Here is a 21,120-nt window from a genome sequence, read left to right on the forward strand (position 1 = left end):
AAAGTCAGTAACCGACGTCTTCCGGGGAAACATGATACGATGCTCACGCATCTTTTCTCGAGAAGTTGTTGCGTGATAGCAATAAATTCACGCTTCGCCCCGCCATAGCGCTTGCCGTGCGGTATCCCGGCTGACCCTCCCCGAAAAAAGCTGCGCCCGCAGGCTGCAATACCGCGCCGCGCAACTTGAGCCTTACGACCACACATGAATTTCACCTCCATGCGCGAAGCCCTGACTTCGCTCAGCCGCAGCAATGCCGGCGTCGCCAGCGCTGTGCTGCTCAGCATGCTCGCCTCCATCGCCCTGTGGACGGTCTTCCCGAACATCGACGACGAAAACCATTTGCTCGAATGGCTGCAGGCGCTGTTCCTGGCCCTGGCTTGCACCGTGCACGGCGTGCGCGCCTGGCAAGAGACTGACCGCCAGTCCCTGCGTTTCCTCATGCATGCGGGCATGTGCGCGCTGCTGTTCGGCTTCCTGCTGCGCGAACTCGATATCGACCAGTTCGGTACCGCGCCCGCCTGGGCGCAGCTGGAAAAAGCCCTGCGTCTGGTGGAGTTGCTGATCCTGATACGCTTGCTGATCTTCTTCGCGCCGCGCGCGCGCAAGGTGTTTGCCCATGCGCCGCAGATTTTCAGCATGCGCATCACCATCCTGACGGCCATCGGCGGCTTGCTGATGGTCGCTGGCTGGCCTTTCGACAAGAAGGTCTTTCATGGCATGCCGGACGCCTACGCACTGCTGGGCGAGGAAGTCTTCGAACTGGGTGCCTATCTGCTGCTGTTCCTCGCTTCGCTGTCCGACAGCACGGCCGCCGCGCGCATCAGCCTGGCGCCGAAGAAGAAAGCGGCTTAAGCAACTTCAAATGATGACGGCAGCGGCAGCAGCCGCTGCAAGGTAGCGGCCACGCGCAGCAGGCGCGGGTCGTCGTCCTCGGCCTCGTCGCAGGTATCGTTGATGCAGAAAAACGGCAAGCTGCCGAAACGCGCCTCCAGCTCCTCAAGCTGCCGCGGCGCATGCGCATCGCCGCTGGCGATATACAGCGGGTCGAGCATGCGCGAGCGCGCAATCCCCTGATGCACCATCCAGCGCGGCACCAGGTCGGGCAGCAATGCCGGCACCTGCCACGAGCGGAACACCGTCGCGCGCACAGCGGCAAACATGGCCGGCGCCAGCCCTTCCAGTGCATGCAGCGCGCTTTTCAGCATGGGCCGCGGCGCATGCGCATACAGGCGCGGTTCATGCCGGTAAGCGGGGTACCGCGCCGACAGCCATTGCCGCGACAATGTGGCGCAATTGACGGGCGCCGCCACATCGGCGCGCAAGCCCGGCACATCATCGTGCGGCGCGCTCTCCGTAAACACGCTCAAACGCCCGTCATCGTCCCCGCCAAACCAGAACGCGGACTCGAACGGCGCGCCGAAAAATACGTCGTCGTTCAGATACAGGAAGCGTTCGGACAAGCCCGGAATATGGTGCAGGTACGATTCGATATGGCCGGAATCGAACACCGGCAGGGAGGCACCGGGCATCAGGCTCGCATGGTCGATCACCGTCAGGCGCTTTGATGCGCGCAGCCAGTGGGGCACTTGCCGGTCCGTCAGCAGGTAGATGTGGCCATGGCCGGGGAAGAAGCGCTCGAGCGCGCGCAGGTTGTAGCGCAGTTCGCCGTTGTCGCGGTAGCGCCCCGCCACGTTGCCGTGCAGGGCCAGCTGGCCGGGATGCGCCTGCGCCCAGGCGGCATAGGCGTGCCGCCGGCGCGCGCGCCAGGCGGGATCGGCGCCGTCTACCCACAGGTAGACGATGTCGATGCCGCTCAAGGGACAGTGCTGGAGCCTGGCGCCGCCACGCAGTAATCGGCGATGGCGGCGAGCACGCTGGCGTTCTCGCCCACCGCCTCGACCACCTTCAGGCGCAGTGCCGGATGCCGCTGGCGCAGTTCGTCCAGCAACAGCGGCAAGTCGCGCAGCACATGCCCGCCCTGCCCCAGGAACACGGGCACCACGGTAACGTCGAGGATGGCGCCGGCCGGCAGCTCGGCCAGCAGGCTCGCCACCAGCTCGGGCAGGCGTGGCGTCATCAGTTCCAGGAAGGCCAGGTGCACGCTGGCACCGGGCATGCGCGCCTGGGTCAGGTCGCGCAGCCGCTCGAATGGCGCGGCCCACGATGCGGCGCGCGCGCCATGGGCAAACAGGATCAATGCCTGCTTCACGTTCGTCTCCATCAGTGCCGCTCCACCCACCACAGGGCGCCCAACGCCAGCAGCAGATACAAGGCGCTCGGCGCCACCGCCGTCAGGAAGGCCGGCCAGGTGCTGAGCAAGCCAAGATGCGAGAACAGGGTGTTGACCAGCATGAAGCTCACGCCGATCATGATGCCGATGAAGATCTTCAGGCTGATGCCGCCGCTGCGCGTATGCATGTAGGCGAACGGCAGCGCCAGCGCCATCAGCACGAAGATGGCCAGCGGATCGATCAGTTTTTTCCAGAAGGCGATGCGGAAACGCTCGGTTTCCTGCTTGTTCTCGGCCAGGTGGCGCGTGTACACGGCCAGTTCGCTGGCCGACATGCGCTCGGGGTCGGACGCCGACACCGTCAGGATCTTCGGCGTCACTTCCGAGGCCATGTCCTTGCTGGCGCTTTGCACCGTGCGCACCAGGCTCGTTTCCTGCCCATAGTAGTTCGCCAGCTTCGGCTCGAAGCCGGGCGACGTGGCCGCGCTGTTCGAGAACGAGGTTTCCGTCACATCGGTCAGACGCCAGATATTATTGCCCTGATACGTCGCGCCTTTGGCCACGGTCAGGGTGCGCAAACGCATATCGGTGTCGAATTCATACAGCTTGACGTTTTTCAGCTGGCCGTCCGCACGCGCTTCACCCACATTGAAAAAGCGCGAGCCGGTGACGGTACCCGTCAGACCGTCGCTCTTGACCATGTCCTTGGTCCACAGGCCCGAGCGAAACTCGCTCGACACTGCCGCGCCGCGCGAGGTCAGCTTGAGGCGTTCGGCCAGCGGCTCCGTGCGCGGCGTGATCACCTCGCCGAAGATGAAGGTGATGACGACGAAGACGATACCGATGCGGAACAGGAAACCGGCGGCCATCGCCGTCGACATGCTCGATGCGCGCATGATGGTAAATTCGGAACTGGCGGCAAACTGCGCCATCGTGTAGATGGTGCCGATCAGCGCCGCGATCGGCATCACCTCGTACACGTGTCCCGGCACCAGCACCAGCACGTACAGGAAGGCATACTGGATGGTGTAGCCGTTGCGCCCCACCTTGGGCAGCTCGCCCGTCAGGTCGATGAAGGCTTGCAGTGCCAGGAAGGCCAGCAGCACGAACAGCACCGCCTGGAATATCGAGACCGCAAAATAGCGCTGTAAAATCTTCATTTCGATACCGCTTTACTTGTATTGCCGGCGCGGCGCGCGCGCTTGAAAGCCGCCAGCAGGACCAGCGGGTGATAGCGGTGATTCACGTTCAGGCGCCACGCAAACAGCGCCACCACGGCCAGCGCCGCCAGCAGGTGCAGCGGCCACCAGGCCAGACCGAAGGTCAGGCGCCCCTGTTTCACGCTCGCTTCGACGACCTTGATCAGATTGCTGTAGGTGAAGAAAATCAGCAAGGCGATGATCAGGTTGGCCGAACTGCCGGCACGCGGATTGACAAAGCCCAGCGGAATGGCCAGCAGGATCAGCATCAGGCCGATCAGCGGCGCGCTAACGCGCCACAGCAATTCGGCCATGGTATAGGGATTCGGATCGGCGACCAGGGCCATGGTGCTCATGGCGCGCACGCCCAGTTCCGCGCCCAGTTCCTGCTGCTTGCTCTCGATGCGCATGATGTACTGCTCGAATTCCATGGTCTGGAAGTCCGCCTGTGTCGGCACGCCCTGATAGCGGCGGCCGCTCTTGAGCACCAGGAAGCGTTCGCCCTTGGCGTCGGTATTGATCACGCCTTCCTTCGCGACGACGACGACGGCGCTGCCTTTTTCATCGACGGTATTGACGAAGACGTTCTGCACCACGTTCTTTTCGCCGCTGGCGCCCTCGACGAAAAAGATGCGGTTGCTGCCGGCCGATTCGCGGAACTGGCCCGGCGTGACTTTCTGCAGGTCTTCGCGCTTTTCAAAGCGCGCCACATATTCATCGCTTTTCTTTTGCGCCCACGGCGTGGCGTACAAACTCAGGACGCCGGTGGCCAGCACCAGCGGCAGACCGAAGCTGAGCACGGGCCAGATCCAGCGCGACAGGCTCAGGCCCGAGGCGAACCACACCACCATCTCCGACTCCTTGTAGCTGCGCGTGACGACCATCAGCACCGAAATGAATCCGGTGAGGATGATGATGGTGGGCAGCTGCATCAGGGCGGAAAAGACCATCAGGGACATGACGTCGGCCGATGCGATCTTGCCGCCCGCCGCCTTGCCGAGAATACCGATCAGCATCCAGGTGAGCAGGATGCTGAACAAAACAGTGAAGGTGGCCCCGGCGGCACTAGCCAATTCACGTCGAAGGGCGCGTTGAAAGATCATTCGGAGTTTATAATTCGGGTCAGTTAGTTGAGTAACACGTTACTAGTAAATGAAAACGGAGAACCAAATGGACTTTAGCATAAAAGCATTCGATACCAAGAGCACCCTCGGCACGGCCAAAAGCGGATGCATCGCGGTTGCGGTATTCGAAAACAAAAAACTGTCGCCAGCGGCAAAATCGCTGGACAGCAAGGGTGCGATTTCGGCTGCGCTGAAGTCCGGCGACATCAGCGGCAAGCCTGGCAGCACCTTGCTGCTGCGCGCAGTCGATGGCGTCGCCGCCGAACGTGTTCTGCTGGTAGGCATGGGCAGCGATGACACTGTCAGCGAAAAAAGCTTCACGACCGGCGTACAAGCCGCGCTGAAGGCCTTCGGCTCGCTGGGCGCTGCGGACGCCATTATCGCATTACCGCTGGCTGAAGTGAAAGAGCGCGACGTAAATTGGGCAATCCGTTGCGTGGTGCAAGCAGCACATGACAGCGAATACCGCTGCGACTCGCAAAAAAGCAAAAAAGATCCGGCGCCGGCAGGCGTGCGCAAGATCGTCCTGGCAGCGCCAGCAACGGCAGCCACGCGCGGCGCGCTGGCGCAAGCCATCGCCATCGCCAACGGTTCCGACCTGACCCGCAAGCTGGGCGACCTGCCGGCGAACATCGCCAATCCAACCTACCTGGCCAGCACGGCCAAGCAGCTGGCCAAGGATTACAAGTTCGAAGTCGAAGTGCTGGACCGCAAACAGCTCGAAGCGCTGAAGATGGGCAGCTTCCTGTCCGTCACCAACGGCAGCGAGCAGCCGCCGAAATTCATCGTCCTGAAACACATGGGCGGCAAGGCCAAGGATGCGCCGGTGGTCCTGGTCGGCAAGGGCATCACCTTCGACACGGGCGGCATTTCGATCAAGGCCGGTCCTGGCATGGACGAGATGAAGTACGACATGTGCGGCGCCGCCTCGGTGCTGGGCACCTTCCGCGCCATCGGCGAAATGAACCTGAAGCTGAACGTCATCGGCATTATCGCCGCCTGCGAAAACATGCCGTCGGGCCGCGCCACCAAGCCGGGCGACATCGTCACCTCCATGAACGGCCTGACCATCGAAGTGCTGAACACGGACGCCGAAGGCCGTCTGGTGCTGTGCGACGCGCTGACCTACGCCGAACGCTTCAAGCCGGCAGCCGTGGTCGATGTCGCCACCCTGACGGGCGCTTGCGTCGTCGCCCTGGGCCACCACAACAGCGGCCTGTTTACGCGCAGCGATGCGGCGCATGACCAGCTGGCCAATGAACTGCTGGCAGCGGGCAAGCAATCGAGCGACACGGCATGGCGCATGCCGATCGAAGAGGCGTACAACGAACAGCTGAAGTCGAACTTCGCCGACCTGGCCAACATCGGCACGCCGGGCGGCGGCTCGGTGACGGCAGCGGCCTTCCTGGAAAACTTCACCAAGAAGTACACCTGGGCGCACCTGGACATCGCCGGCACGGCATGGAAATCGGGCGGCGCAAAAGGCGCGACCGGCCGTCCAGTGCCCCTGCTGACGACGTTCCTGATCAACCGCGTGTAAGAGAACGCCAGACCAAACCTACTGCGCGGGGCTATTGGCGGCCGGCGATGCTCGCTGTACATAAAGTACAGCTGCGCTTCTCGGCCACCACTAGCTCCCGCTCGCTACGGTTTTGTCAGGCGTCGTTACGCAAGAAGACAGCCGCCATGGTCACTGACCCTGGCGGCTTTTTTATGTGCAGTTGAATCAGTAGACGACGGGATTGGGCAACGGCGATGGCGCCACTTTGGGTTGCACCACCGCTTCCGGCACGGCGGGCGCGGGCGGCTTCACGGCGACGGGCGCGGGCGGCGGCGCCAAACGCGCGGGGTCCTGCATGACGATGGTCAAAATGGACGGATAGTCGAAGCCGGCGCCCGTGTTGCGGTCGACGAAATAGCCGACGCCCAGGGTCAGGATGACATTACCCCAGACGCTGCCATTGAGCTTGGGATCGATGTGGTCGTCCGTCGCGATGGCGGGCGAACCATGCTTGCGGCAATCGACTTTCAACGGTTCCTGGCTCTTGCGGATGGTGATGCGACCGGGCGTGGTGACGAACCACTTGCCCACGTCGTTGCTGAGGATGCAACCGGCACCCGTCAGCTCGCGGTTGTCCTGGATGGTTTGCACCAGCACCATCTGGTCCGTGTTGCCCGTCAGGGTGGCGCAGCCGCCCAGACCAAACAGCAGCAGCGTCCTGGCGGCAAGGACTGCGGACGATGGGACGCGCATGGGAAGCTCGCTTAACGGACGGGAATCGGCTGGTCGCCAGGCACGGCGACGGCGGTGACGCTGTTTTTCGGGCTGCCCTCGATCAGGCGGTCGGAATACACGAGGTAGACGAGCGCGTTGCGCTTGCTGTCGACCATGCGCACGACGCGCACGTGCTTGAAGAAGATCGAGGCACGCTCGGTAAACACTTCTTCCTGGCGCGGCAGCTTGCCCTTGAATTGCAGCGGCCCCACCTGGCGGCACGCCACGGCCGCATCGGCTTTGTCTTCGGCCAGGCCGACGGCGCCCTTGATGCCGCCCGTCTTGGCGCGCGACAGATAGCAGCTGACGCCGGCGACGCGCGGGTCGTCATACGCTTCAACGACGATCTTGTGGTCAGGGCCGATCAGCTTGAACACCGTATCGACCGAACCGATGGTTTCGGCATGCGCCGCGGCGCAGGCAAAGCCCAGCACCAAAGCGGCAGGCAGCAATTTACGCATGAAGATAATCCCGGGCACGCACGCAGGCGGCCATCAGTTGATGGGAGCGAAACGCTGGACCATGACGCCTTCGACTTCGATCAGTTGAAAAAACACGTCTTTCGGACGGGTCCAGATGGAGCCGTCGGCGGCGCGATAGACGATCATGGGCGTCAGATCCGCTTCCAGCGTGGCTTCGCACACGAGTTCGTAAATGCCGCCCTTATAGTGCCGATAACGCATCGCCGTCCCCTCAAGCCGTTGAATCTTCGCTCTTGTCGTCGGCCAGCGCCTTCTGCTTCTGCTTCAGGCCCTGGATCACTTTCAGTATGCCTTCCATGCCGGCCGCGCCATCGGCGCCGCTGAAGGCGTCGAGCACCTCATTGAGCACCTTGTTGCGTACAGTCGCTTCATCGGAGGACATTTCCAGCGCGCGCTGGGCTTTTGCCGCCTTTTCGGCCGCGCTCACGCGCGGCTTGGCAGCCGTCTTGCCATGCGTCAGAGCTGCCTGCCAGATAACCCAGCGGCGCTGGGTCTCGAAAATCAGGTACTCATCCGGTTTGTCTTCTCTTCGCCGCACAATGTGGCCGTCACGCTGCGCCCACGCTTCAAATGCAGTTCGCATTTTCTTCCTTTGCAAATGCTACGCGCAAGTCTCACTATTAAAACTGCAACATTTCAAAATAGTACCATCTATTGATGTCGCAAAACAGTCTCATAGATATAGTACTGCAATTTATATAACAAGTCTGGCGGCGCCAGGGACGGAATTGATGCTCAGTCCCCGGCACAGTGGTCATGTAATCGGAATAGCAATTACAACTAATTACAACTGCTTCCTGTTCGGTTCTTAACTTGGCTGTAACAAAGCCGTGTGACACAGTTGTTACATTGTGCCATTTTAGTAGTTTTTATCGCGTTTTAGCGAGAAACTTTACACCTTTGTCGCGCCAAACGGCAAGACGCAGCCTGCCATGCCAGCCACTTATGCCAAATCAAACATAGGGGTTGATCAATGATACACAAAAACATAATATTCATGCGCCACGATTGGTTAAATGCAAATACTTTGTTAGCACCGCTTTTTCCCCGCCCATCAATCAAGCCCATGCCCGACAAGCGGGGCACGACGCCATCGACACGCATGCGGTAAGATTCGCGCCTATCGACACCCAATCGTCACCTACTCAAGCAAGGATTTTTCCCATGAAACTCGCCACCTGGAACGTCAACTCGCTCAAAGTGCGCCTGCCGCAAGTGCTGCAGTGGCTGACCGACAACCCGGTCGACATACTGTGCCTGCAAGAAACCAAGCTCACGGATGACAAATTCCCCGTCGCCGAGATCGAGGCGGCCGGCTACCAGGTGGTCTTCAGCGGCCAGAAGACCTACAACGGCGTGGCCATCCTGTCGAAGCTGCCGATCACCGACGTGGTCAAGAACAACCCGCGCTATGACGATGCGCAGCAGCGCATCCTGGCCGCCACCATCGCCGGCGTGCGCGTCGTCTGCGCCTACGTGCCGAACGGCCAGAGCGTCGACTCGGACAAATACGAATACAAACTGGGCTGGCTGTCCGCCCTGCACGACTGGCTGGCCGACGAAGCGCGGCAGCATCCGCAGCTGGCCGTCGTGGGCGACTACAATATCGCGCCCGACGACCGCGACGTGCACGACCCTGTCGCCTGGGCCGGCCAGGTGCTGGTATCGGACAAGGAACGCGCCGCCCTGCAGCGCCTGTTCGACATCGGCCTGGCGGATGCTTTCCGCCTGTTCGAGCAGGCCGACAAATCGTTCAGCTGGTGGGATTACCGCCAGCTGGGCTTCCGCCTGAACAAGGGCCTGCGCATCGACCATATCCTGCTCTCGCCCGCTCTCGCTGGCCGCTGCACGGCTTGCGTGATCGACCGCGTGCCGCGCAAGTGGGAACAGCCTTCCGACCATGCGCCGGTGGTGGCGACGATTGACTAACTGACGGCGATCCGCGCCAGCAAGGCCTGCGCGTTCACGGCCGGCACGGGCGCGGAAAACAGATAGCCTTGCGCATAGCGGCAGCCATGCGCCTGCAGCAGGGCGAACTGCTCTTCCGTTTCCACGCCCTCGGCCACGGCCGACAATTGCAGGCTGTCGGCCAGCGCGATGATGGCCGAGACGATGGCGCGGTCTTCCGCGCTGTGCTCGAGGTCCTTGATGAAGGCGCGGTCGATCTTGACCTTCTTCACGGGAAAGCGCTTCAGGTAGGCCAGGCTGGAATAGCCGGTGCCGAAATCATCGATCGACAGGCGCAGGCCCATGCCGTTGATCTGCCGCAGAATCTCCAGCGTATGCTCGCCGTGCTGCATCAGCGCCGTCTCGGTGATCTCGAATTCCAGCAGCGCCGGATCGATCCCCGTTTCCCGCACCGCGGCGCCGATGGCCGCCACCAGGCCCTTGTGCATGAACTGGCGTGGCGACAGATTCACCGCCAGAGGCACCGGCTGCAAGCCCTGGCGCTGCCATGCCATGCTTTGCTCGCACGCCTGGCGCATCACCCATTCGCCCACCGGTACGATCAAGCCGTTTTCTTCCATGATGGGGATGAAGCGGTCCGGCAGCACCAGACCGTGGCCGGGGCGGCGCCAGCGCAGCAGCACTTCCATGCCGTGCAGGCGGCGCGTGGCGATATCGATGACGGGCTGGTAAAACAGTTCGAACTGCTGCAGCGCCAGCGCCGTGCGCAAGCTGCTTTCCAAATCAAAATGCAGGGCCGCCGCCTGGTTCATCGTCTGCGTAAAGAACTGGTAGTTGTTGCGGCCATTGCCCTTGGCGTGATACATGGCCGCATCCGCATGGCGCATCAGGGCATCGACATCGCCGCCGTCGTCCGGATACACGCAGATGCCGATCGATGGCGTCACGTGCAGCACATGGCCGTCGAGCGGAAAGGCGGGCGTGAGCGACTCGATGATCTTCTCGGCCACGCGCGCCGCTTCCTCGCCGCCGCGGATGCCCGGCACCAGCACGACGAATTCATCGCCGCCCAGGCGTGCCACCGTGTCGCTGGCGCGCACGGCGCCGCACAGCCGCGCGGCCACTTCCTTGAGCAGCAGGTCGCCCGTCATGTGGCCCAGCGAATCGTTGATCGTTTTGAAACGATCAAGGTCGATGAACATCACGGCCAGCTTGCGCCCGGAGCGCTGCGAGGCCAGCATGGCCCGTTCCAGCCGGTCCGACAGCAGCGCGCGGTTCGGCAAGCCCGTCAGGTTGTCGTGGTAAGCCATGTGGTGCACCCGCGCCTCGGCCTGGCGCCGCTCGACGATTTCGCCCTGCAGCAGCAGGTTGGCGCCGGCCAGTTCGGCCGTGCGTTCCTGCACGCGCAGTTCCAGTTCATCGCGCGCGCGGCGCACCGCCTCGGCCGCCTCGCGGCGCGCCGTCACGTCGTCGACCAGCCACACGGAACGGCCATGCGCATGCGCCAGGTCGAACGGCCGGCCGGACAGGCGCGCCCAGAAGCGGCTGCCATCCTTGCGCACCAGCTGGTATTCCGACATGTGCACCCTGCCTGCATCGAAATCGCGCGCCGTCTCGCCGCGCGCCACCTTCCACGCGGCCACGTCCGGATACAGGGCCCGCACCGACAGGCCGTTGATCTCGCCCGGTCCATAGCCGAACAGCTCTTCCATCTTGCTGTTGGCACGCAAATTGTAGCCGCCCTCGATCACCGAGATGCCCAGCACGGCGCTGTCGAGGATGGCCTGGTTTTCCAGCAGCGCGTTGCGCAGCGATTCTTCGGCGCGCTTGGCTTCGGTGCGGTCCTCGATGATCCAGATGGTGCCGGCGGCGGGATCGTCGGGATTGACAACATAGGCGATCAGCTGCGCCCACAAGGTCGTGCCGTCGCGGCGCATCATTTCCACTTCCGTCTGGAAGGGCTTGCCCACCGACAGAAAGGGAAAGGCCGCCGCGCCCAGCAGGTCGTAGGACTGCTGCGACACGTACAGGGCGCGCCCGGGCAAGCCCAGCGCCTCGTCGCCGCTGTAGCCGAACATCGCGGCAAAGCCCAGGTTGTAGCGCGTGATCTGGCGGTTCTTGGTGTACAGGATGCTGACCGAGGCATTCGTCATGATGGCCGCCACCTCCATCTGCGCCTGGCGGCTGGCCGTGATGTCTTCGAGGATCCAGATGGCGCCCTGCTCGCTGTGCGCCTGGTCGACGGCCTTGGCGCGGATGCGGCACCAGAACAGGCTGCCGTCGCGGCGGCGGAACAGCGATTCATCCTGCTCGTACGGCAAGCCCTGTCCCAGCAGCGGCGTCGCTTGCACGCCGAATTGCTCGTAGGCGGCCGGCGAGGGAAACAGCTCGGCGGCGGGCATGCCCGTCATCTCTTCCTGCGCATAACCGAACATTTCGGCGAAGCGGGGATTGCAGCGCAGGATCAGGCGCGAACGCGAAAACAGGATGCCGACGGAGGCATTATCGAGGATGGCCTGCTGCTCGAGCATCAGCTGGCGCGTCGCCTCCTCGGCCGCCTTCTGCGCGCTGCGGTCGTCGAACAGCCAGATCGTGTCGCGCAGCGCGCGGTCGGACTGGCTTTCGGGGTTCAGCACATAGCCATACGCCAGCGCCCAGAACGTGGAGCCGTCGCGGCGGCGCATCTCCATCTCGCCCTGGAACGGCAAGCCGCGCCGCAACAGGGGCGCGGCCTGCCGCACGACGTTCTCGTAGGCCGCGCGCGACGGATACAGGTCGGCGACGGCCAGGCCCACGCCGCTGTCGCCGTCAAAGCCGAAGCACTCGGCAAAGCGCCGGTTGTAGCGCAGCACGCTCTTGTCGCGCTGAAAACCGATGGCCAGCGGCGCGTTATCCATCACGGCCTGCATTTCCAGCATGGCGCGGCGCAGCTGGTCTTCATCGCGCCGGTGGTCGCTGATATCCTCGATGATCCACACCGTGCCGTCATGCGTATTCAAGGGATCGACGGCGCGCCCGTGCAGGCGGCTCCAGAACAAGGTGCCATCCTGGCGCCGCAATTCCAGCTCCGTGCGGTATGGCTTGCCCTTCGACAGCAGCGGCGCCGCTTCCAATCCCAGCGCGCGGCAATGCTCGGCGGAGCGGTACAGCACCGCGCCCGGCATGCCCGTCAGCTGGTGGCGCGCATAGCCGAGCATTTCGGCGGCGCGGATATTGCATTCCTCAATGAAGCCGCCCTTGGAAAACACGATGCCGACGGCCGCGCTTTCCAGGATGGCCTGCTGTTCCAGCAAGGTCTTGCGCAAGGCTTGCTGGTCGCGCTGCTGCACGCGGATGTCGGCAAACACGAGGGTCGCGCCCGGCAAGCCATCGTCCACCAGCAGCGGCCTGGACCAGACCTGCACGGCGATGGCGCCCGCCTCCCCTTGCAGGCTGCTGTCCCAGTGCCGCTCGCGCCCGGCCGCACCGAGCGCGCCGCGCAGCATGCTGGTGCTCGACGCGCGGTAGGCGTCCGTAAAACAGTCGGCCAGCAGCCGGCCCGCTATATCCCTGCCCAGCAAGGACTGCAAGGCGCCATTCGCGGCCACCACCATGCCGCAGGCATCGCAGGCGCAAGCAGGCAAAGCGATCAGCTGCAAGGCATCGGCGATGAAATCGGGACTGGTCGGTACGCGGTTCATGGACACCATGGCTCGGTTGTTGGCGTTCGAAATGCACCTGGGCAATATATTCATCAGGCATCATAGTGCTGTTAGATCATAAACCAGTTTCCCGGGGTTTTTTCATATTCCTTACTGGCAATATCTGAAACGCCACAGACCACTTGCAACACGCCTGTTGCAACGCCGTTGCACAGCAAAAATATGAAACAAATCGTTTAGAATAAAGCATGCGCCGCCCTCCCCAACCTCCGCTCGACCACCGCGACAAACCCGTCATCTGGACCGTCTCCGTCTCGCGGCTGTTCGACCTGTTCCGCGACATCACGCTCGAATACGACGACCTGGCGATGATCGAACCGATCAACCTGGGCTTCGACGACGCCGTGCGCCACATCCGCGAACGCATGGCCACGGAGCGCTGCGACGCCGTCATCGCGGCAGGTTCCAACGGCGCCTACCTGAAAGGCCGGCTGTCGGTGCCCGTCATCATCGCCAAGGCCAGCGGCTACGACGTGATGCAGGCGCTGGCGCGCGCGCGGCGCATCTCGCCGCACATCGGCGTCGTCACCTACCAGGACCCGATGCCGGAACTGGGCGAATTTGCCGCCACCTTCGGCTTCCAGATCGCCCAGCGTACCTACGCCACCGAGGAAGACGCGCGCGCGCAGATCAATGAACTGAAGGCCGAGGGCGTCAAGGCCGTCGTCGGCGCGGGCCTCGTCACCGACCTGGCCGAAGAAGCGGGACTGTCCGCCGTCTTCGTGTATTCGGCCACGGCCATCCGGCGCGCCTTCGACGACGCGCTGGAACTGGCGCGCCTGACCCAGATCGAATCGAACCGGGGACGGCGCGCGGTGGTGGCCGACACCCTGCGCGCGCGCCACGGCCTGCACGATCTGCGCGGCGAATCGGAAGCAATGGAAGCGCTGCGCCAGTCGGTGGTGCTGTATGCGCGCTCGCCGGCGACGGTGCTGATCCAGGGCGAGACGGGCAGCGGCAAGGAACTGGTGGCACAGGCCATCCACCGCGAAAGCCCGCGCAGCCTGGGCGTCAACCGGCCCTTCATCGCCATCAATTGCGGCGCCATCGCCGAATCCTTGCTCGAATCGGAACTGTTCGGCCACGAGGACGGGGCCTTCACGGGCGCGCGCCGGGGCGGCCATGCGGGCCTGTTCGAAGCGGCCAACCACGGCACCCTGTTCCTCGACGAAATCGGCGAAATGCCGCTGGCCCTGCAAACGCGGCTGCTGCGCGTGCTGGAAGAGCGCGAAGTGGTGCGCGTGGGCGGCACGCGGCCCATCGCCATCAATGTACGCATCATCAGCGCCACGCACTGCGACCTGGAGCAGCGCATCCGCGAGGGACGCTTCCGCGCCGACCTGTTCTACCGCCTGGCCGTGCTGCGCCTGCATTTGCCGGCCTTGCGCGAACGCGCCAGCGATATTCCCGGCCTGGCCGAATGGTCGCTGAAAAACGCGCTGGCCTCACTGGGCGCCCGCCCGCATCCGAACCTGCACGCGGAAGTGCAGGCTTGCGCGCCGCTCTTGCGCCGCTACGGCTGGCCCGGCAACGTGCGCGAACTGCGCAACCTGGCCGAGCGGCTGGCGCTGTTCCTGGCCGCTGAACCGCTGCAGGCGCTGACGCCCGCCTTCGTGCTGGGCGTGGCGCCCGAGCTGGCCAACGGCGCTGGCGCACTCGTTCCCGCGCCAACGCCGGTGCCGGTGGCTGCCAGCGTGCCACGCCTGGAAGACGAAAGCGCCAGCGCGGTGCTGGCGCGCTTCGGCGGGCGCCGCGACGCTGCCGCCCAATACCTCGGCATCAGCCGCACCACGCTGTGGCGCCGCCTGCGCGCAGGCTGATTTTTTTTCAACCAGACAAAAAAGACGCCATGGACGACTGGCCTCACCTGCACGATTTATGGCAGCGCGGCACGAGACAGGGCGGCGCGGGCGGCACCAGCGGACTGGCTCGCACCAGGACGTGCCGTCCGCCGCCGACCTGCGCCATCTCGAGCCGCACGGCTATCTGGTGCCGCGCGCAGCAGTTCAAGGCCGCCTGCGGCCTGTAGCGGGACTACTTCAGCGCGGGGATCGGCTGCGCCTGGAAGGCGGGGCGCGGCTGCTCCTTGAGCTTTTTCGCCAGCATGTCGAGCGCCACGTCCAGCTGGCGGTCGGCGCCATTGAAGGTGGCGTGCGGCGGATTTTCCACCTCGACGTCCGGCACCACGCCCACGCCTTCGATCAGCCACTGGCCGTCGATGCCGAACTGGCCGTTTTCCGCCACCCGCGCCATGCCGTTGTCCAGCAGGCGCGTATTGTCGCTGAGCCAGACACCGGCGCCGGCCGTGCGCTTGCCCACCAGCGGCGCCAGTTTCAATGCCCTGATGCCGGCGGCGAAAGTCTCGCCATCGGAATACGTGAGTTCATCGACCAGCACCACCAGGTGGCCGCGGAAGGTGTTCTGCATGTTCGACGACGGCTGCACGCCCGGCGGCGCCCAGTAGGCCCATGCCTTGCGCAGCAGTTTTTCGATGATCCAGCTGTCGATGTTGCCGCCGTTATTGCGCCGCACGTCGATGATCAAGCCTTCGCGGTTGATGTTGGCGTAAAAATCGCGCGCGAACGAGGCGATGTCATTCGCGCCCATGGCGCGCAGATGCAGGTAGCCGATGCGCCCCTGCGAGGCGGCCGCCACCTGCTCGGCGCGGCTCAATTCCCAGTCGCCGTAGCGCAGCGCCGTCTGTTTTGCCATGTTGACGGGGGTGACGATGACGGCGCGCGGCGCAGCTTTACCTCGTTGGACCTGCAGCAGCACCTGCTTGTCGGCCTGGTTCAGCAACAGGTCGCTGATGTCGCGCACGCCCAAGACGTCCTTGCCGTTGACGGCCGTGATCACGTCGCCTTCCTTCACATCCACTTCGGGCCGCGACAGCGGTGCGCGCGCCGAAGGCAGTTCCGCTTCGCTGCGGTAGACATGCTCGACCCGGTAACCCTCGTTTGTCCGCGTCAGCACGGCGCCCAGGCCCGCCGGCGCGCCTTCCTGCTCCGTGCGGCGCAATTCGCCGGGACGGATCTGCGAATGCAGGGCGCCCACTTCGGCCACCATCATGCCCAGCACGTCATTGAGCTCGGCCCGGTCCGTGACCCGCTCGACCAGCGGCGCATACTTGTCGCGCGCCGCCTTCCAGTCCACGCCGCGCATCTTCGCGTCGTACAGGAAATCGCGGTGCAGGCGCCATGCGTCGTTGAACATCTGCTTCCATTCCAGGCGCGGGTTCGACACAAACGTCCAGTCGTCGACTTTCACTTTTGCTTTCGACAGGTCGGACGGCAGCTTGGCGCCCGCCTCGATCACCAGCATCTCGCCCGGGCCGGTGGCCGCAGCCGTGCGGTAGTACAAATGCTTTTTATCCTGCGCCAGGTCGAATTCGCGCACATTGGCCACCAGCAGTTCCGGCTTGGAGCCGGCATTGCCGATGGCCAGGGTCTTCAGGCTGGACTTGTTTTCGCCGCCATCGCGCTCGAGGAAATACAGGCGCTTGTCATCAACGGCCAGCGCACTGTAATTGCCGGCCGCCAGCGGTACCTCGTACAGGCGCTCGGCCAGCCCCTTGAAGACGACGTCCGGCAGGGCGGCCGGCGCTTTTTTCACGGCCGCCTTGCCTCCCGCCTTTTCCAGGGCTTTTTCCGCCGCCTGTTCGGCCGCCTTTTCATCGTCCGTCTCGACCGGTTTCACTCCAGGACGGCTCAGCTCATCGTCGGGCTGGAACGGGAAACGGTTGCCTGGCTGCAGCGCCAGCGCATACACGCCGGTGCGCTTGTCGAACACGGGCCCCATGTTGCGGTCTCCCCACGGTGAGCCGTTGGCCAGCTGGAAATTGCGCGCCGACAGGAAGTACAGCCATCGCCCGTCGGGCGAAAACACGGGCGAAGCGGAGGTATAGCGGTCGCTGGTGACGAACTGCAACTGTTTCGAGGCGAGGTTGTACAGGCCGATCTGCTCGCGCTGCTCGTTGCTGGCCACGCGCACGATGGCCAGGTTGCGGCTGTCGGGCGACCATTGCACTTCGTCATGCTTGTCCACGCCCGCCTTGCCCGCGTCGTCGATCAGCTGATTGCCTTTGGTGGCCAGGTCCAGCAGCCAGAAACGGCCCTTCTTGTCCGTGTGCGCCAGCCAGCGCCGGTCCGGCGACGGGTACAGCTTCCAGCGGTGGTTATCTCCCTGCGTCGTCAGCTGCTCGCCCTTGCCCGAGCCATCGGCCGCGTACTTCCAGATTTCGTTTTCTCCGCTCGTGTCGACGATGGCGAACACGGATTTCTCGTCGCTGGAAAAGACGGCGTCGCGCGCCCGCGCGCCCTCCGGTATGGCGATATCGACGCGGCGTTGGCTGCCGGTGCCGGCGATGCTGACACGGCCCCGCGCCGTGAGGATGATGCGCTCATCCTTGCCCGACAGCTGCACATTGCTCAGGGTATCGAGCGGCGAGCGGATCTGGCGCGCGCGCTGCTGATCGAAATCGGATACGAGGCTGATCGGCAATGGCGATGAGTCCGTCCCTGCGGCCAGGTCCAGTACCCGCAGGTCTGCGCCCAATTGATACACAATCTTGCCGTCGCCCAGCTGCGCATTGCGCACGTCCCACTGCGTGTGGCTGGTCAAGGCGCGGCGGTCGGAGCCGTCGGGCAGCATGCTCCACAGATTGTCGCTGCCGCCCTCGTCGCTGATGTAATAGACGCGGCCCTGCCACCACATGGGGCGTTTGTTGTTGCCCGCCAAGACGGCAGGCTCCGCATGCATGCGCACGGCCTCGCCCTTGCCATCAAGCGCATAGCGCCACAGGGTGGCATGCGCGCCGCCCCGGTAATTGCGCACATTGTCGTTGGTCATGGCCAGGCCGAAACGCGTGAAGAACAGCGTCTTGCCAGAGTCGTCGAGCACGGCGTCGTTGGCGTCGGCCACGGGAAACACGCGCCGCGTCTGTTTCACGGGATCAATGGCGGCGACGATGCGGCGCGAGGCGGGGCCGTCCGTATTTTGTGTGCTGACCAGCACTTCGCCCTGCGCCGTCCAGCCCAGCACCAGCACGCCGCCATTGTCAAAGGAAATACGGCGCGGCAAGCCGCCGGCCAGCGGCATCACATACGCTTCCTGCACCCCTTCATAGGCGGCGGAAAACGCCAGCCACTGGCCGTCGCGCGACATCGCCGCGTTCGTTTCATAGCCGGGATGCGTGGTCAGCCGCTGCGCCGCGCCACCGCGCACGCTGCTTTTCCACAAATCGCCTTCGGCCGTGAAGACGACGGTGTCGCCGCGCACGGCGGGAAAACGGAAGTAGCTGCCGGCAGGCGCGGCAGCGGCGGCCGCAGCGTTAGCCAGCAGGCCGGCGGACAACAACAGCAAGGCAAGATTGCGGGAAATTTTCATGTGGGCATCCAGATAACGGTCGGGTGGTATGGACACGATGTCGATACCGGACAACGATTCTGGCATACCTGTGGCCAAAGAAAACCTTCTTTATTGCCCATAAAAACGTAAAAAAACCCGCGCCACTTGCGTGGGGCGGGTTTCTGGATCGCGCGTGGCGATGGCGGTGCTTACTCCACTTCCACCGTTTCCGGTGCTGCCGTCGGCGCCGCATCCGGCGGTTCCGGGAATTCCAGCAAGACCTGGTCCTTGTCGTCGAGGTCGACGGTAACCCGTCCGCCCGTCACCAGGCGGCCGAACAGCAGCTCGTCGGCCAGCGCCTTGCGGATCATGTCCTGGATCAGGCGCGACATCGGCCGCGCGCCCATCAGCGGATCGAAGCCCTTCTTGCCGAGGAAAGCACGCAGCTTCTCGGTAAACACGGCTTCGACTTTTTTCTCGTGCAACTGTTCTTCCAGCTGCATCAGGAACTTGTCGACCACGCGCAGGATGATGTCCTGGTCCAGCGCGCGGAAGCTGATGGTCGCGTCGATGCGGTTGCGGAACTCCGGCGTGAACATGCGCTTGATGTCGGCCATCTCGTCGCCGGCCTGCTTCGAATTCGTGAAGCCGATCGACGTCTTTTGCAGGCTTTCCGCGCCCGCATTCGTCGTCATGATGATGATCACGTTGCGGAAATCGGCTTTGCGGCCATTGTTGTCCGTCAAGGTGCCATGGTCCATGACTTGCAGCAGGATATTGAAAATGTCCGGATGGGCTTTTTCAATTTCATCGAGCAGCAAGACCGCATGCGGCTTCTTGGTGATCGCTTCCGTCAGCAAGCCGCCCTGGTCGAAACCGACATAGCCCGGCGGCGCGCCGATCAGGCGGCTGACGGCATGGCGTTCCATGTATTCCGACATGTCGAAACGGATCAGCTCGATACCGAGGATGAAGGCCAATTGCTTCGCCACCTCGGTCTTGCCGACGCCGGTCGGACCGGAGAACAGGAAGGAGCCGATCGGCTTGTCCGTCTTGCCCAGGCCGGCACGCGCCATCTTGATGGCCGAGGCCAGCGCATCAATGGCGGGATCTTGCCCGAACACGACATTGCGCAAGTCGCGGTCGATCGTCTGCAGCTTGCTGCGGTCGTCCTGGTTGACCGTTTGCGGCGGAATACGCGCGATCTTGGCAATGATGTCCTCGATCTCGGCCTTGCCGATGGTTTTCTTTTGCTTCGACTTCGGCAGGATGCGCTGCGCCGCGCCCGCTTCATCGATGACGTCGATCGCCTTGTCGGGCAGATGGCGGTCGTTGATGAAACGCGCCGCCAGTTCGGCCGCCGTCGACAGGGCCGAGGCCGAGTATTTCACGCCATGGTGCTCTTCGAAGCGCGATTTCAAGCCGCGCAGGATCTGCACGGTTTGCTCGACGGTCGGTTCATTGACATCCACTTTCTGGAAGCGGCGGCTCAATGCATGGTCTTTCTCGAACACGCCGCGGAATTCCGTGTACGTGGTCGCGCCGATGCACTTCAACTGGCCATTCGCCAGTGCCGGTTTCAGCAGGTTGGACGCGTCCAGGGTGCCGCCCGACGCCGAGCCCGCACCGATGATGGTGTGGATCTCGTCGATGAACAGGATGCCGTTCGGATTATCCTTCAACTGTTTCAGCACGGCTTTCAGGCGCTGTTCGAAGTCGCCGCGGTATTTGGTACCGGCCAGCAGAGCGCCCATGTCCAGCGAATACACGACGGCATTCTGCAGGATTTCCGGCACATCGCTTTGCGTGATGCGGTAGGCCAGGCCTTCGGCGATGGCCGTCTTGCCCACGCCCGCCTCGCCGACGAGCAGCGGATTGTTCTTGCGGCGGCGGCACAGGATCTGGATCACGCGGTCGACTTCTTCCTCGCGGCCGATCAGCGGGTCGATCTTGCCTTCGGCAGCGGCCTTGTTCAGGTTTTGCGTGAACTGGTCGAGCGGGCTTTCCTTCGGCTGGCCATCGACGGGCGCTTCTTCCACGCCTTCGGAGGCTTTCGCGCTTTCCGTCGACTGGTCCTTGCGCACGCCGTGCGAGATGAAATTGACCACGTCCAGGCGCGTCACGCCCTGCTGGTGCAGGTAGTAGACCGCATGCGAATCCTTTTCGCCGAAGATGGCCACCAGCACATTGGCGCCCGTGACTTCCTTCTTGCCGTTCGAAGCGGACTGGACGTGCATGATGGCGCGCTGGATCACGCGCTGGAAACCAAGCGTCGGCTGGGTGTCGACTTCGCCCGTGCCAGGCACGGTCGGCGTGTTATCGCCGATGAAATTGGTGAGGGTCTTGCGCAGGTCTTCTATATTGACCGCGCAGGCACGCAATACCTCGGCAGCGGAGGGATTGTCCAGCAGTGCCAGCAGTAAATGCTCAACCGTGATGAATTCGTGCCGTGCCTGCCGAGCTTCGACAAACGCCATGTGCAAACTTACTTCTAATTCCTGCGCAATCATACTTCCTCCATCACGCACTGCAGGGGGTGCCCCGCCTTGCGCGCATGCGTTAAAACGAACTCCACTTTGGTACACGCTATATCTTTAGAGAACACGCCGCACACTCCTTTGCCGTAGCGATGAACACTGAGCATGATTTGCGTCGCCGTTTCACGGTCCTTGTTGAAATACTCCTGAATGATGGCCACCACAAATTCCATTGGGGTGTAGTCGTCATTGAGCAAGGCCACCTGGTAGAGCGGCGGCGGCTTCAGCACTTGCCGCTCCAGCAGGGTTTCTGTGTCGTGCTTGGTTGCCATACGCTTATTCTAATGCTTTCACAGTGGTTGTCATGCGCAATAT

17 protein-coding genes are annotated in these 21,120 nt (G+C 63.4%); 5 read left to right on the forward strand and 12 right to left on the reverse strand.

Annotated elements, in window-relative coordinates; genetic code table 11:
- Nucleotides 1-204: 204 nt before the first annotated feature.
- Nucleotides 205-855, forward strand: coding sequence for a hypothetical protein (locus CBW66_RS08615; protein ID WP_086138745.1), 651 nt, complete (start codon nucleotides 205-207; stop codon nucleotides 853-855).
- Here the strand turns inward: CBW66_RS08615 and CBW66_RS08620 are convergent.
- The 4 genes from CBW66_RS08620 to lptF are packed head-to-tail and all read right to left on the reverse strand — an operon-like array spanning nucleotide 852 to nucleotide 4,535.
- Nucleotides 852-1,820: a Stealth CR1 domain-containing protein gene (locus CBW66_RS08620; protein WP_230491996.1), complete on the reverse strand. Its 969-nt coding sequence runs from the start codon at nucleotides 1,818-1,820 to the stop codon at nucleotides 852-854. The two genes, CBW66_RS08615 and CBW66_RS08620, sit on opposite strands and share 4 nt — an antisense overlap.
- Entirely contained in the window at nucleotides 1,817-2,224 is a 408-nt protein-coding gene (locus tag CBW66_RS08625; protein ID WP_086138746.1) for a sirohydrochlorin chelatase, read from the reverse strand. Before CBW66_RS08625 ends, CBW66_RS08620 begins: the two co-directional genes overlap by 4 nt.
- Complete coding sequence (gene lptG / locus CBW66_RS08630; RefSeq protein ID WP_086138747.1) at nucleotides 2,224-3,393, reverse strand: LPS export ABC transporter permease LptG; 1,170 nt, start codon at nucleotides 3,391-3,393, stop codon at nucleotides 2,224-2,226. The genes CBW66_RS08625 and lptG overlap by 1 nt, the downstream gene beginning before the upstream one ends.
- Complete coding sequence (lptF, locus tag CBW66_RS08635; RefSeq protein WP_086138748.1) at nucleotides 3,390-4,535, reverse strand: LPS export ABC transporter permease LptF; 1,146 nt, start codon at nucleotides 4,533-4,535, stop codon at nucleotides 3,390-3,392. Before lptF ends, lptG begins: the two co-directional genes overlap by 4 nt.
- 67 nt (nucleotides 4,536-4,602) lie before the next feature.
- Here lptF and CBW66_RS08640 point away from each other — a divergent pair, with 67 nt between their 5' ends.
- Nucleotides 4,603-6,096 (forward strand): leucyl aminopeptidase, encoded by a 1,494-nt coding sequence (locus CBW66_RS08640; RefSeq protein WP_086138749.1) that lies wholly within the window; start codon nucleotides 4,603-4,605, stop codon nucleotides 6,094-6,096.
- A gap of 186 nt (nucleotides 6,097-6,282) precedes the next feature.
- On the opposite strand, the gene CBW66_RS08645 is transcribed toward CBW66_RS08640, so the two are convergent.
- The 4 genes from CBW66_RS08645 to CBW66_RS08660 are packed head-to-tail and all read right to left on the reverse strand — an operon-like array spanning nucleotide 6,283 to nucleotide 7,896.
- Nucleotides 6,283-6,810, reverse strand: a complete 528-nt coding sequence (locus tag CBW66_RS08645; protein WP_205701203.1) for a hypothetical protein — start codon at nucleotides 6,808-6,810, stop codon at nucleotides 6,283-6,285.
- Nucleotides 6,811-6,821: 11 nt separating this feature from the next.
- Nucleotides 6,822-7,292 carry a CreA family protein gene (locus tag CBW66_RS08650; protein WP_070219479.1) on the reverse strand — a complete coding sequence of 157 codons (471 nt, stop codon included), beginning with the start codon at nucleotides 7,290-7,292 and terminating at the stop codon, nucleotides 6,822-6,824.
- A 33-nt stretch (nucleotides 7,293-7,325) separates the two neighbouring features.
- Nucleotides 7,326-7,514, reverse strand: a complete 189-nt coding sequence (locus CBW66_RS08655; RefSeq protein ID WP_034782199.1) for a DUF1653 domain-containing protein — start codon at nucleotides 7,512-7,514, stop codon at nucleotides 7,326-7,328.
- A 10-nt stretch (nucleotides 7,515-7,524) separates the two neighbouring features.
- The gene (locus CBW66_RS08660) at nucleotides 7,525-7,896 is read right to left on the reverse strand and encodes a hypothetical protein (protein ID WP_034751548.1); all 372 of its coding nucleotides are present in this window, start codon (nucleotides 7,894-7,896) and stop codon (nucleotides 7,525-7,527) included.
- A 581-nt stretch (nucleotides 7,897-8,477) separates the two neighbouring features.
- On the opposite strand from CBW66_RS08660, the gene xth reads away from it, so the two are divergent.
- Entirely contained in the window at nucleotides 8,478-9,242 is a 765-nt protein-coding gene (gene xth, locus CBW66_RS08665) for an exodeoxyribonuclease III (RefSeq protein WP_086138750.1), read from the forward strand.
- Here the strand turns inward: xth and CBW66_RS08670 are convergent.
- Nucleotides 9,239-12,901 carry a bifunctional diguanylate cyclase/phosphodiesterase gene (locus tag CBW66_RS08670; RefSeq protein WP_086138832.1) on the reverse strand — a complete coding sequence of 1,221 codons (3,663 nt, stop codon included), beginning with the start codon at nucleotides 12,899-12,901 and terminating at the stop codon, nucleotides 9,239-9,241. The genes xth and CBW66_RS08670 overlap by 4 nt on opposite strands.
- A 209-nt stretch (nucleotides 12,902-13,110) precedes the next feature.
- On the opposite strand from CBW66_RS08670, the gene prpR reads away from it, so the two are divergent.
- Together prpR and CBW66_RS08680 are read left to right on the forward strand one after the other, a co-directional pair.
- Nucleotides 13,111-14,742, forward strand: coding sequence for a propionate catabolism operon regulatory protein PrpR (gene prpR / locus CBW66_RS08675; RefSeq protein WP_086138751.1), 1,632 nt, complete (start codon nucleotides 13,111-13,113; stop codon nucleotides 14,740-14,742).
- Nucleotides 14,743-14,771: 29 nt separating this feature from the next.
- A complete protein-coding gene (locus CBW66_RS08680; RefSeq protein ID WP_139841673.1) occupies nucleotides 14,772-14,951 on the forward strand; it encodes a hypothetical protein in 180 nt (59 codons plus the stop codon).
- Nucleotides 14,952-14,956: 5 nt separating this feature from the next.
- Here the strand turns inward: CBW66_RS08680 and CBW66_RS08685 are convergent, their stop codons facing one another.
- From CBW66_RS08685 to clpS, 3 genes are all read right to left on the reverse strand, one after another.
- Complete coding sequence (locus tag CBW66_RS08685) at nucleotides 14,957-18,307, reverse strand: S41 family peptidase (RefSeq protein WP_170933071.1); 3,351 nt, start codon at nucleotides 18,305-18,307, stop codon at nucleotides 14,957-14,959.
- A gap of 170 nt (nucleotides 18,308-18,477) precedes the next feature.
- The gene (gene clpA / locus CBW66_RS08690) at nucleotides 18,478-20,778 is read right to left on the reverse strand and encodes an ATP-dependent Clp protease ATP-binding subunit ClpA (protein WP_086138754.1); all 2,301 of its coding nucleotides are present in this window, start codon (nucleotides 20,776-20,778) and stop codon (nucleotides 18,478-18,480) included.
- Nucleotides 20,775-21,077: an ATP-dependent Clp protease adapter ClpS gene (clpS, locus tag CBW66_RS08695; protein ID WP_034751577.1), complete on the reverse strand. Its 303-nt coding sequence runs from the start codon at nucleotides 21,075-21,077 to the stop codon at nucleotides 20,775-20,777. Before clpS ends, clpA begins: the two co-directional genes overlap by 4 nt.
- Nucleotides 21,078-21,120: the final 43 nt, after the last annotated feature.

Source organism: Janthinobacterium sp. GW456P (assembly GCF_002127655.1).
Classification (GTDB): Bacteria; Pseudomonadota; Gammaproteobacteria; order Burkholderiales; family Burkholderiaceae_D; genus Janthinobacterium.

Excerpts from the sequence above, each read along its gene's own strand:
- CBW66_RS08640 (WP_086138749.1), top strand. The coding sequence starts at position 4,603 with ATGGACTTTAGCATAAAAGCATTCGATACCAAGAGCACCCTCGGCACG.
- CBW66_RS08650 (WP_070219479.1), bottom strand. The coding sequence starts at position 7,292 with ATGCGTAAATTGCTGCCTGCCGCTTTGGTGCTGGGCTTTGCCTGCGCC.
- CBW66_RS08660 (WP_034751548.1), bottom strand. The coding sequence starts at position 7,896 with ATGCGAACTGCATTTGAAGCGTGGGCGCAGCGTGACGGCCACATTGTG.
- clpA (WP_086138754.1), bottom strand. The coding sequence starts at position 20,778 with ATGATTGCGCAGGAATTAGAAGTAAGTTTGCACATGGCGTTTGTCGAA.
- CBW66_RS08655 (WP_034782199.1), bottom strand. The coding sequence starts at position 7,514 with ATGCGTTATCGGCACTATAAGGGCGGCATTTACGAACTCGTGTGCGAA.
- CBW66_RS08680 (WP_139841673.1), top strand. The coding sequence starts at position 14,772 with ATGGACGACTGGCCTCACCTGCACGATTTATGGCAGCGCGGCACGAGA.
- CBW66_RS08685 (WP_170933071.1), bottom strand. The coding sequence starts at position 18,307 with ATGAAAATTTCCCGCAATCTTGCCTTGCTGTTGTTGTCCGCCGGCCTG.
- xth (WP_086138750.1), top strand. The coding sequence starts at position 8,478 with ATGAAACTCGCCACCTGGAACGTCAACTCGCTCAAAGTGCGCCTGCCG.
- lptF (WP_086138748.1), bottom strand. The coding sequence starts at position 4,535 with ATGATCTTTCAACGCGCCCTTCGACGTGAATTGGCTAGTGCCGCCGGG.
- lptG (WP_086138747.1), bottom strand. The coding sequence starts at position 3,393 with ATGAAGATTTTACAGCGCTATTTTGCGGTCTCGATATTCCAGGCGGTG.
- CBW66_RS08615 (WP_086138745.1), top strand. The coding sequence starts at position 205 with ATGAATTTCACCTCCATGCGCGAAGCCCTGACTTCGCTCAGCCGCAGC.
- CBW66_RS08645 (WP_205701203.1), bottom strand. The coding sequence starts at position 6,810 with ATGCGCGTCCCATCGTCCGCAGTCCTTGCCGCCAGGACGCTGCTGCTG.
- CBW66_RS08625 (WP_086138746.1), bottom strand. The coding sequence starts at position 2,224 with ATGGAGACGAACGTGAAGCAGGCATTGATCCTGTTTGCCCATGGCGCG.
- CBW66_RS08670 (WP_086138832.1), bottom strand. The coding sequence starts at position 12,901 with ATGAACCGCGTACCGACCAGTCCCGATTTCATCGCCGATGCCTTGCAG.
- prpR (WP_086138751.1), top strand. The coding sequence starts at position 13,111 with ATGCGCCGCCCTCCCCAACCTCCGCTCGACCACCGCGACAAACCCGTC.
- clpS (WP_034751577.1), bottom strand. The coding sequence starts at position 21,077 with ATGGCAACCAAGCACGACACAGAAACCCTGCTGGAGCGGCAAGTGCTG.